Below are 9,766 nucleotides of genomic sequence, written 5' to 3'. Positions count from 1 at the left end.
TAAAGAGGTTGTGTGACGCTTCGGCGATATACCTCTAAATGTATTGATGCTCGATGCCCGTCTTGGAACGGCGGCGCTTTCTTCGCTTTATTTATAACAGGTTAAATGCCCGGGTGCCTGAGTGCCCTTGTGGAATTATCATTGTCTAGAGTCGGTTTCGGCTTTTTTATATACGATAAATGGAAGTGTTGTTTATGAGTGAGTCTAAGTTCTCGTTGACGGATGGCTACGTCAATTTTGTGGATTTGTTCAAGCGAGTGGATCTTGAGCAGGCATTAATATCATATAAGGGCACCGATCAATATGACGCGGTGTTTCGCTATTACTTGGGTTGTATCGATTCGCTGGGTTCTCCACAACTGTTGGAGCCGTTAGGGCTGCTAAAACAAGCATTGGGGGCTTTGGAGGGAGGTAGCCGCCGGCGCCGCGCGGCAGAGTCGGAGCCACCTTTGAATGGTGGTACCGAGGCTGATGAATTGGCGCAAATCTACAACAAAGTAGAGGGATTCGAAGCGCGCCTGCACAACAGCCTTGAGCAACTGAAGACACCTGCCACCGAAGTGCCGAAGAATCTGCATTTCGTCTGGCTTGGGGGTGGCGTCGGGGCGATTCAGCGCGACTACATCAATGTTTGGAAGCAGGTGATGGCCAAGGAAGGCTACGGGCTGAATGTCTGGTATGACAGCGATGGGTTACTGGTTCACGAAACCAATCGAATCATTGTCGAGGCAGCAAAGGCTGATGTGCTGTCCGGCGAAGGACGGGTTGCCTCCGGCCATGATTTGGCCGATCGGTATGAAGAGCGAGCCACTGCGTTGAAGCGCCAGATGTACATGCACATCAATCAGGCGACCGAACGCGGTAACAGTGCTGATGAGGCGCGAATGGACTTGCTGGTTCGCGGCTACGGTCAGGACGAGGTAACCCTGCGTGCGTTGAGGGATAAAAACGCTCAACTCATGGCCAACCTCAATGAAGAGGGTATGCGGTTGCGCGATGTTCATGAACTCCGAGCATTCTCGCGACTGGAGGATTTCTATAACCGTGAAATGTCCTTGCGCGGCAATCTCGCCGCCGCTTCGGACATTGTGCGGGTGCTGGTGGAACATGGCGAGGGCGGCATCTACAACGACGTGGATTTCTTGCCGCCGCTTGCTCAGAACCTGGCTGGTATTGACGTTAACCAACTAAAGCTCGACGCACGGCTAGGTGTCTTGCAACTATTGCTGGACCACAATCCTCACTGGATGCCGGGTCGCCAGACGCTGCGCAGTCGTTACACCGACTACTCTGGGCAAATCCCGGCGGCGCATCGCGATGCGCTGGAAAGATTTGCCAAAAGCGCACCTTCGTTAGAACAGGTGTTTGTTCCATTCGAGAATCGCAATGTTCGGCCCGACAGTTTGCAGTTGGCGATGATCGACAATGGCGAGTCCAATGCGCTGATTATTAGCCATCCCGGGTCGGCGGCGCTGGAAGCCATTATCGAGCGCTTCGAGATCCACCTGCATGTACTGCTAGCGGTTGAGCTCGAGGCCGACAAGCGCAAAATCAAACTCTACGATGCCAATGGCATTTATGAGCTAACGGAGGAAGTACTCAGGGACGAATTCGATATCTTCGACCAAAAATCCGGCAGCGATGATTATCGGGCCAGTAACTTGTGTAGGGGGGTCGCCGATTACTTCAGTGACGGCATCCGTCCCCAAGCCCAGGGCTCGATATTCCTGACAGGGCCGGGAGCTGTACGGGCCGGTCTAATGGACTACGAAAGCAAGCTTTTGACGCCGGGTGGCGCTGTTGAATTTCGGGATGCGGTACGGTTGCACACTGGGTTCAACAACGCTACAGAGGAGGAGACGGACCACTCATGGAAAGAAAACGCTGAAAATACGGAGGTCTGGTTCGAAGCGGAAAAAAAACGCTGGACCGATGGCGAACTGAAAGCCCGCTACACAGGAAACATGGCGGAACTGCTCAAACACCAGAGCATTGATTTTGAGGAAGGCTGGCCGGTAATCGAGGGCCGACATGTGCTGTCCACCGAGCTGTTGCAGCATCTGGCCGATGAGCTGGGCGAGCCGTTCATGCGGACAATGAGTCGTAGCCATAACGGTACGGTGACCTTCGACAAGGCTGTATCCCTGAGCTTCGATGACCGCCAATCGATCCTCGCTCAAAGCCCCGATGCGCTGCCGCCTGCATCATTGAGCGATCCGCAGACACAACAGTTGCCTATCGATGAACTCTTGAGCCGACTCGCCAAGGGTAGCCTCGAAGTCGCTCAGTTGAGCCCCTTGCAGCGTCTGCTGCTCGGCGCCTTGACCGGTGCGCAGGCATTGGATAATCACAGCTTCGACACGGTTCGTCCGCAGCTGGATAACCTGGCCAACAGCTTCAGCGAACTAGGCGCGGCGGGCCGCTACGCGACGATCGAACACGCGCTGTATCAACGCCAGGCTCCCGGGTTTCTGGCCGGGCTTGTCAGCCCTCTCGATCATCCGCCAGCGCTTTCCGAAACCGCCCTGGGGCTGAAGAAAAACGCGCTTGAGCAACCTTTGACGCTGCGCCGGTGGGGCAAGCAAGTGGCCCGAATCCAGCAGGTGGCGAAACTCGAATACCGTGACCAGATTGTCGAGCGCCTCGGTGTTGTTCTGGACGGTTTCGAAGCGGGCACCGTCAAGCTTGTCCCGCAGGATTTATTGCTTCAGGGCTCCGGTGACAGGGTGGGTGGGCGTTGTTATCCACTGGCCCTGGTGATGGCGGCAGCCTTGTCGGAGGGGAAGGCCGCGGCCAACATTCTGCGCGAGCGATTCTACCTGGGGGTAATCGAGCCGCAAGGGAGTGATTCAGCGATCTTTCTGCACAGCCTGGAGGCGTTGCGGGATGTGCAGATCAGTGAGGTGGGCAGCGTGCTGGGGCGTTCGGATCTGAGTCAGGTTGTGGACATTCTGCAAGCCAGAACAGCCACCAGTACGCTGATGCTCAACTCCGATAATCACGCCATGCTGGTGGCCAAAACCGTTGAGGGCGAACGCAGCACTTATCACTTCTATGATCCGAATTTTGGCGTATTCGAGTTCGAGCATCCGACCCAGTTCAGACAGGCGTTGGAACAGTTCTTCCTCCGGCAGAAGATGGCCAGGCATTACGCGGCCTATGGCGATGCGGCGCGTCCGACCTTCGATCTGATCGAGCTGGAAGGCTCGCGGGTGTCGAGAGTGGCATTGCCTGGCTCAACTTCTGTCTCGCAACTGCTGCAACCCGGCACGTTGGCGGGACAGCCGCAACGCCCTGTCAGGCAGCGTCTGGCCAGTGCCCGCGGACAATCATTGATGAGTAACCCTCGCCTGGGCAGTTGTCTGCTGGCGCTGGACAGTCACGGGTGGGGGCAACAGATCGCGCAAGTGACGACCCGCCTTCAGCAGCAGAATCAGCTGGCACCCCACCTTGTACCGTTGTTCGAAACCCTGGAGATCATGCCCGACGGGATGTACCGGATGAGCTTGGTCGACCCTGCAAACCCTGAGCACGTGGTACGAGTCTTCACCGATGACCCGAGACTCTTGCGCATAAAAAATTACCTCTCGGAACGTTTTGCAGCCTTGGCCAATCAATCATCCGTTCCGGGCGATCCTGTCGATCCTACCGATGTTGGTAGTGTCCATACCCTGAACGCTGGCTTCGCCATACAAGCGCTGATGAACGCGTTGAGGGAACAGGAAGGACCCGATCGGTCCCTGACCCTGGCTGTCCGGTTGCATGCCTATGTCAATTACGCGCAGTTGGTGCATGGCAATGTGGTCGATGTGGCGGGTCTGGTAGGCCTGGTTCGACAGGCGCTGGTGGAAGAGAAACTGATTGCCCGTACTGTCGCTCCGGTGGTTAAAGCCGCTGTGGGGCCGAGTGTGGGCGAAGCGAGCGGAGGATTGCTGCAGCTGGCGAATGTCGGGTTCGACATCTACCAGTTGACGACCGCGCAGAACGATGTCGAGCGGGCGCAGTTTGGGACGCAACTGGCTTTCGACTCGGCCAGTCTGGTGTTGTCGGCAGGCGCTTATGCCGCCGGCGTCACAACAGCCGGGGCGTTTCTGGGTGGGGCCGCTGTGATGCTGGCCGGGTTGGCAGTGGGGTTGACGGCACTGGCTCAGGGTTTTGCCGCCATCGCCGAAGAAGCCAAACAGGTCGGGCTGTTTTTCGATGAAGTTGAAAAGGCTTATCGCCAAGCCTATCGATTCGACAGCGCTTTGGCCGCGTGGATACCGCGCTCGTCGTTGATTGTTCAGACGCTGGATCTGAACGCCGGCAAATTGCTGCTCGACAGCCCCAGGCTTTACCCGTTACGCGATCATTTCGGGGTGCCGACCTTTGATGACGATTACGAGCGGGCGATCGATATTCGTCAAGAACTGGGCCTGCCCGGTCGCATAACCTTCACTCCGCCCGCCGGGCAGGCCATCGTGCTGCCTTGCACACCGCAAACCTGTTATGGCTACGAGTACAAGGCACTGCCTTTCGCTACGCTGCGCCATGACACCGGATTCGACACGGCTCGACGTCTGGAGAAAAAGAAAGCGGATGGCGGGCGGCTGTTTCTGTTTTCCTTCTATTCATTTCCCAGTGATTACATCCTTTATCGCCTGTTCCCTGTCTATCGGCCAACAGTGATCAATGTGCTGCTCGATGCCGTCGAGCGCTCGCTGGTAGTGCCTGTTCTTCCCCCGATCTGGCACGGGAAAGTCACTTATCAGATTCAAGGCGCCGGTAAGCACTGTGCATTGGTGCTCAATCCTGGAGTGAATCTGACACTCGAGTCGCCGAGCCTGCAGCTATCGAGCTGGGTGCTGGAGGCCTCTTGGGCCAGTCAGAGCGATATTCGGCTGGAGCGTTTCGGGGCATTGTTTATCGGTGACGTTCAGGTGGAATTCGCAGGAAAAGGTCGTCACGAAATCCTGGTCCGGATCACGGACAATCAAGTGTTCCAGGTTGAGCGCGGCAAACAGACCCTCACCCTTGTCGAGCAGGATGTGCCACCAGGCATGGATCGACAGACGCTGCAGGAGCATTTCAAAGTATTGGCTCAAGAGCATCGTCTGGTGATGCCGTATACGCCGGTTCATCACTATCTGATTCCCTTCGAGAAGCCGGATGAACCCCGATATACCACCGCTTGGTATGACGCGAAGGAGGAGCGCTTCCTGTACATCCGTAACGAGGAGGTACTGGCCGCTGATGAAGCGCTGCTGGGAGTGGTGGCTGGTGGCTACGCCTATTTCTACGAACCGCAGAATTACGAGATCTGGCAAGTCGAGGCGGTCACCGGGCTGCTCACTCATCGTTATCGGTTGCTGCTTAAAAATACGGAAGCCACCATCAAGCACATCGAGGCAGATGCCCGGGGGGTGATTCACGTCATACAGGAAGTCGCTCGCGAGGATCAGGCCAGCGATGTACTGGCCTACATGATCCATGATGGGCAATTGTTGCTGAGCTCGGTCACCCGCGACATGGATCGGACGCTGGAATCGGTCTTCAGTGCCAGCGACACACTGACTGACTGGTCGCAGGTACTGGGCAGCTATTACCCCTTTACGCCAGTCACTGGCGAAAGCACCTTTGTCACCGTCGACTGGCAGCCGGCCCCCTTTGTTTCGGTTTGCTGGAAGTTCGAAGCGAACACACGGGACATGGCCTGGGTTCGTGACAGTGACCACTTGATCATTCGTCCCTCCTCAAGACTTCATCATGGCCGCGGATGGGCCGACTCAATCAGCAACATGACTGATCTGACGCTGCTCACACCGATGGACGAGGGCGATGTATTTGTCATCTACGACAGGCAGGAACAGCTTCTATGCCGCGAGTCGCGCACCGTGGTGGGGGGCAAAGGACAGTGGTCCCACACGTGGGTGCAGCCCGAGAAGCTGGAGAATGTCGTGGCTGTTGAAGGTGGGAACGTGGCGCTGACGTCTGATGGTCTGTTCTTCAACGTGACTGGCCAGGGATACCTTGAGTTGGGAGGCTTGAGTGAACCGTGGCTCAAGGATCGTGTGCATTGGTGGGCCGCATTGGAACCGCTTGCCCGGCAACACGCGGCCGAGCGTTTTGCCCTTGTCGGCTTGACCAACTTCAGTGGCGACGCGAGTTTGTGCGCCTGGTACGTCGGCAATCGGTTGCTGCTGGCTGATCTCGGACATGGAAAGGAGGTGCGTTTACTGAGCGTAACCCCGGATAGCGAGGCGGCCTGGTTGTTCGATGTCTCGAGCGGCGAGGTCTATCGTCAGGCATTTATCGATCCGCAGAAACTGGAGCCTGCATTCGGTCAGGGGGCGCGATTGCTCTTGGCGGACGCGTTACCCGCCGCGCAGCGTGAGTGGGCGCCCTGGCAGTTTGTCGAGCTGACGGTAGAAGTGGCTGGACTGCGTGGCACAACGTTTGACGGCGTGATGGTCGAGCTGCGTGATCAAGAACCGGCATGGATTACCGGTGTCACTCGTGAGTGGGTCATTGCTCAGGATGGCCGAATGCACGAGGGCCTCAAACAACTGGTGGACAGCCAGCCTCATACCGCGCTGCTGTCGGTGGAGGAATCCGGTAGCCTGATGTGGTTTGTCACCGGAACCGAGCGTGTGATTCGGGTGGCAAAGGCCGCGATTCCGGAGTCCTTTGAGCTGCTGGGAACGCAACAACAAACCAACGTGTTGCTTCATGAAGACAAGGACGGACTACTGCTGACCTACCCGGACATGGGGTATGCGGGGCCACTCAGTTATGTCCAGCGCGATGCCGAGGTATTGGTCATTGAAGGCCAGATGAAGATCGGCGATGTCCTGCCGCTGATACCGGACGATGTCACGACCCTGATCCTGCGCATGGGGCAAGGCGCGGTGAGTTACCAACTGTCAAAGGCGGCCTGGCTGAGGCTCGAATCGGTCATCCTCGACTGCCGGCATTCGCTGGGCAGCGCGGCGCCGATTCCCGGCAAGTTGATCTGGGAGCTGGATGCCCCTGAAAAGTTGTTGCTGAGCATCGTCCAGGAACACTTGGTGATCATTGATCCGGACAGCGGGCACAATGTGATCTTTCGTGAGGTGTATGCGACGGATGTCAACTTGCGAGGCGAAGTCTTGCTCGGGTTCGAAGGGCATCGACCTTATAGCGTTTCAACATTGGTGCAGAGGTTGGTCGCTCGGCAGGGCACGCATGACAGTGCAACGCTCAAAGAGCTGCTGAGCGTGTCGATTGCTGAGTTGGAAACGAGTCTGGTGGTTTAATCACCGGCAGTTGTCTGCGATTACGTCCTGGCCGAAAAAAAGCAGCAGGTTGATACAACTTGCTGCCTTTTTGCCTGTCGGGTCAGGGAACCAGATAGCCTTTCACCCCGGTAAAAATAATCTGTGCCGCCAGCGCACAAACGAACAATCCCATCAGTCGGCTGACAATCTGCAAACCCTGATCGCCCAGAATCCGTTCTATTCGGCTGGACAGATAAAGCACCACGCCGACGGTGAAACTGGCCAGCGCAATGCTGAGGATGGCGGTCAGCTTGTCGTCCCAGTGGGGCTGACTCACGCCCATGACCAGCAGAGCTCCGATGGTACCGGGGCCGACCGTCAGGGGGATGGTCAGCGGGACGATGGTCACGTCCTGTTGCACGTTGTCGGTCTGCACCGCTGACTTGCCTTGAGCCATGCCGAGTGCCGAGATGAACAGCACGCTGCCGGCACCGATACGAAACGCGTCTACGGTAATGCCGAAGACACTGAATATGACCCGCCCGAACAGGTATAGCAAAACGCTGGAAACCAGCGTGGCGACCGCTACTTTCCAGGCCAGGCGTCGCTGCTCCTTGCGCGAATAACCGCGGGTCAGGCTGATGAAGCAGGACAACACGAAGAACGGGCTGTAGAGCACCAGCATCTTCAGGTAAACGCTGAACAACACGTGGAACATGATTTCGGCTCGTAGCGGCAGATGGGCAGAACGGAGTCTATCAGTCGCTTTAATGTTTGGGGGGATGGCGTGAGGAACCGGGGGGGTAAATGTAAGTTGTTGAGGTTGAAGTTTGTTAGTTGACGAAATGTTGATATCAACAGGTTACATGTTCTTGTTTGGCGTTTCTTCTGTCTTTGGTTATTGTTGTTTGGCGGGTTCAAGAGGAGCCTGTTTTAATTAATAAGGAATTGGTAATGAATGTTCATAGTGTCGAGGATTGCGCTGTAGCCGAATGTATTCATCGTTTGGAAAATTATGAGCTGGACGGCGCTGAAGTTATGCGCCCTCGCAGTTTTTCGATACCGGTTGTCAATGAGCCCGGCAAAGGTTCCATTGTGGGTGAGGGCATCTTGTCCTTTACCGGCAACCTGAGTGAACAAAATCGGGAAGATGTTCAACACGCTTTTCTATTCGCAAGTCTGGTCGCAAACAAAAAGTTCCCGTACGAGTATCAGGGCAAGGAATGGTATTACCAGTTCCTGGAAGTCATGACCCATGCAGGCTGGCTGCCGACCAGTAAGTACTACAACGACATGAACATCGGCGGTAACACCGTACGGATGGATCAATTGGTGCTGGAGATCCTTGGCAGTGTGGTTGCCGGGCTTGCCGTGCCTGGCTCGGCCTCCGTCCTGATGCTGAAGGTGGCGGGCGATGCAATCACCGCATTGAAAAAACGTGAAACCGCGTTGACCCTGTATGAGCGCAACATGCTGGAACACGGTGTGGGCGGTATGGCGGCCGGCACCTGCACCGAAGTCAACGGTGAAGTCACCATGGCATTGGGTACTGTTCGTTTCATCCGCAAGAACACCGCAAAGCAAGTGCTGTTCATGGATTGGGACTCCCGCGAGGTGAAGCTGTATCGCGGTGACTCTGTCTTCAGGAAAGTGCCTTATATCGTCGAGCAAACCCGCGACACGATTCGTGCAAAACTTGGTTTGAATGCGAAAACCAAGATCGAAGATTACGACATCTGATCGAATGTTTTAAAAGGGCGGCCGCTTCTCGGTCGTCCTTTTTTTCTTTAAGGGTTTGTTATGGCTCAGTTATACAGCTTGTTGACGGTGGGTAACGCCGTTGTTGCTTTGTCGGATATTGAAAAAATATCGGCTTATGATGATGTCGTACATTCAAGTCTGCTGGCGCAATTGGTTGCCAACAAAAAAATCGAAAGCATGAAAGTTGAAAACTGGTATGACGCTTATGTTGCGGTGCTGGATGATTTCTGGATCCGCAACTTTAAGTTTCGCCAGGACTTTTCTCTCAACGGGCTAAACGCCTCTTCCGCGCTTGAATGGGCCTTGGCTGCAATGGCAAATAGCGGTGGTGAAGATCATGCTCTTGGCGGGTTTCTGGCGTATGCGGCGCAATTGCCGTGTTATGTCCCTGCCATCCAGATATGGCCCGAGGAGCGTTGCGAAGAGGAGATGCAAGGGCCTTGTTTACCGCTCAAGGCTGTGCGCCTGCTGGCGATTGTGGGGCAAAGCCCGACCTCGATCAGCAGCATTTATCTCGAATTCAAGACCCGGCAGGCGCTGACCCTGAATCCGTGGTCGCAGCATTTTGAGGTCGATGAAGTAGAAGGTCAGGTGTGCGTACGATACGCACGGGCGAATCTGTCCGAAACCCTCTACGCGTTATCCCGCGAGGCGATTACCCACAAGCTCGGGAATCGATTGGCGGACAACGTGGCGCTTGTGGTCGAGAAGGTCGATATGGGGGAGTGATACGTCCTGCCCGATTGTTGAAACCACTTTCGGGCACCGGA

General features: G+C 55.9%; 4 protein-coding genes. 3 read left to right on the top strand and 1 reads right to left on the bottom strand.

Features of this window, described 5'->3' with window-relative positions; translation table 11 throughout:
* The first annotated feature begins 194 nt into the window (after positions 1-194).
* Complete coding sequence (locus ACQKPC_RS28405; RefSeq protein ID WP_427627942.1) at positions 195-7,274, top strand: TcdA/TcdB pore-forming domain-containing protein; 7,080 nt, start codon at positions 195-197, stop codon at positions 7,272-7,274.
* 82 nt (positions 7,275-7,356) lie between these two features.
* On the opposite strand, the gene ACQKPC_RS28400 is transcribed toward ACQKPC_RS28405, so the two are convergent.
* Positions 7,357-7,953 carry a MarC family protein gene (locus ACQKPC_RS28400; protein ID WP_427627940.1) on the bottom strand — a complete coding sequence of 199 codons (597 nt, stop codon included), beginning with the start codon at positions 7,951-7,953 and terminating at the stop codon, positions 7,357-7,359.
* A gap of 236 nt (positions 7,954-8,189) precedes the next feature.
* On the opposite strand from ACQKPC_RS28400, the gene ACQKPC_RS28395 reads away from it, so the two are divergent.
* A complete protein-coding gene (locus ACQKPC_RS28395; protein ID WP_427627938.1) occupies positions 8,190-8,975 on the top strand; it encodes a hypothetical protein in 786 nt (261 codons plus the stop codon).
* 60 nt (positions 8,976-9,035) lie between these two features.
* Positions 9,036-9,725: a hypothetical protein gene (locus tag ACQKPC_RS28390; RefSeq protein ID WP_427627936.1), complete on the top strand. Its 690-nt coding sequence runs from the start codon at positions 9,036-9,038 to the stop codon at positions 9,723-9,725.
* The last annotated feature ends 41 nt before the right edge of the window (positions 9,726-9,766 follow it).

It is taken from the genome of Pseudomonas sp. NPDC089918 (assembly GCF_050280605.1).
In the GTDB taxonomy this organism is placed as follows: domain Bacteria; phylum Pseudomonadota; class Gammaproteobacteria; order Pseudomonadales; family Pseudomonadaceae; genus Aquipseudomonas.
The sequence above is the reverse complement of the archived record's forward strand: the minus strand, read 5'-3'. Positions and strand labels throughout refer to the sequence as shown.

Coding starts and splice junctions, on each gene's coding strand:
- ACQKPC_RS28405 (WP_427627942.1), top strand. CDS start 195: ATGAGTGAGTCTAAGTTCTCGTTGACGGATGGCTACGTCAATTTTGTG.
- ACQKPC_RS28400 (WP_427627940.1), bottom strand. CDS start 7,953: ATGTTCCACGTGTTGTTCAGCGTTTACCTGAAGATGCTGGTGCTCTAC.
- ACQKPC_RS28395 (WP_427627938.1), top strand. CDS start 8,190: ATGAATGTTCATAGTGTCGAGGATTGCGCTGTAGCCGAATGTATTCAT.
- ACQKPC_RS28390 (WP_427627936.1), top strand. CDS start 9,036: ATGGCTCAGTTATACAGCTTGTTGACGGTGGGTAACGCCGTTGTTGCT.